The organism is Nonomuraea diastatica (assembly GCF_004349015.1).
Classification (GTDB): domain Bacteria; phylum Actinomycetota; class Actinomycetes; order Streptosporangiales; family Streptosporangiaceae; genus Nonomuraea; species Nonomuraea diastatica.
This window is the reverse complement of sequence record NZ_SMKP01000401.1, coordinates 1-1612: the sequence shown is the minus strand read 5'-3', so window position 1 is coordinate 1612 and position 1612 is coordinate 1. Positions and strand designations below refer to the sequence as shown.

Annotated in this window: 2 protein-coding genes; one reads left to right on the top strand and one right to left on the bottom strand. The window is 66.6% G+C overall.

Annotated elements, in window-relative coordinates:
* A partial coding sequence (locus E1294_RS51860; RefSeq protein ID WP_165977999.1) for an IS66 family transposase occupies window positions 1-311 on the top strand: 311 nt, incomplete at its 5' end.
* Window positions 312-331: 20 nt separating this feature from the next.
* Here E1294_RS51860 and E1294_RS55350 read toward each other — a convergent pair.
* A complete protein-coding gene (locus tag E1294_RS55350; RefSeq protein ID WP_220448452.1) occupies window positions 332-1258 on the bottom strand; it encodes a hypothetical protein in 927 nt (308 codons plus the stop codon).
* Window positions 1259-1612: the final 354 nt, after the last annotated feature.

Here is a 1612-nt window from a genome sequence, read left to right as displayed (position 1 = left end):
CAGGACGGAAACAGTCCCCGGCCCGCAACCTGCTCCAACGCCTGCAGGACCGGGCCGCTGACGTGCTGCGCTTCGCCGACTTCCCCGGCTGGGTGCCGTTCACGAACAACATGGGCGAGCGCGCGCTGCGCCCGGTCAAGACCCAGGTGAAGATCTCCGGCTGCCATCAATCCGAAGATGGCGCCGCGCACTGGCTGACCGTCCGGTCCTACCTCGACAGCGCCCGCAAGCACGGACTGAGCGCCTTCGAGGCGATCCACCGCGCCTTCACCGGCAACCTCTGGATGCCGCCCGTCGCACTCGACGCCTGATCAGCACATATCACCCAGCGTCACAGAACCTTCTGATTACTTACGATGCGGGTGCGGTCATGGGCGTCGGCCAGGTCGCGGAGCTTGCCGGCGCGGGCGCGCAGCCGGTCGCCGACCGGCTGAGGGGCGTGCGCGGCGCGTTTGTCGAGCACGTCAGCGCGGTTGCGCAGGCCGGCGGCGTGCCGGTCGGTGCGGACGATGTTGCCGCAGCCTGGAACGCAGTGATCCAGGCTGGGGGTGTCTTTCACGTCGTCGCGGTGGCAGAGTGCCTGGGCGCGTTTGTAGTGGCAGAGCACGAATGCTTGAGGGTTGTCATAGATCATGAGGTCTTCGCTGGCGATCAGCTTCCGGGCGGTGGCCGCGTTGATGGTCGTTCCTTCGAAGACCGTGGCGCGGGCGGCGGCCTTGATGACGCGCCGGGCCGCCGGGCCGGAGATTCCCTCACCGGTGTCCAGGCCGTCGTGCAGCTCGGCGACGGTGTCGGCGACCGCCCGGACGGTCTCAACGTCGATGAGCTCGTGGATACCACCGCGGCTGCGGGACGCGTAACCCTCGGAGACGAACGTGCTGCGCAGATGCCCGTACTGGATGGCGAGCGCGACAAGACCATTCGGCCGTCGGGCGATGTGCCAGGCCAGCGATCTTCTGAACCTTTGGGTTCCGACCTTGCCGTGAGGGTCGGGCGGGATGAGCTGATCATTGAGCCCGCGGGCTGTCGCTTCCGCGTTCGCCCAGGCGATGGAATCCTCGATGCGGGTGTTGAGCGAAAGGTGGACCCGAGACGTACCAACTGCGGCAACACGATGCGTATCAAGGCCCCCGCATCGGTCGCGGCCGCGCTGATGTGTAGATTCAGCTGACTTGTCGCCGACCGCGCGAAGATCGGTTACCGTCCGGGCATGGACGCCTCCGAGGAGCCGCCAACACACCCGGCTGTGCAGCACCAACGGAAAGCCGCCACGAGTAAGCCGCAGACGACGCGTCGTGTGGTGAAGGTCATGAAGGGGTTATCCCGGCCCGCGTCGTCACCTGCCGACGCGACGCCGCCCCTAGTGCTGCCGACGACGAGGAGACGATGGTTCCAGGAGCGCCCACGCATTACCCGTCCCACGAGTCGGAGCTCGACACCCTCTCCGTCGAGAAGCGCCAAGAGCTCTACGACGCCCACCGGCAGGGTCGCGTCCGAGATGCGGTGTAAATGTGAACGAGCGTAGGTTGCCGTGCTGAACCGTCCAAAGTTCGCACAACGCAAGGACCTACGCTCGTGGCACGCACACTACCGCCCGTTCAAGCCATCCGCG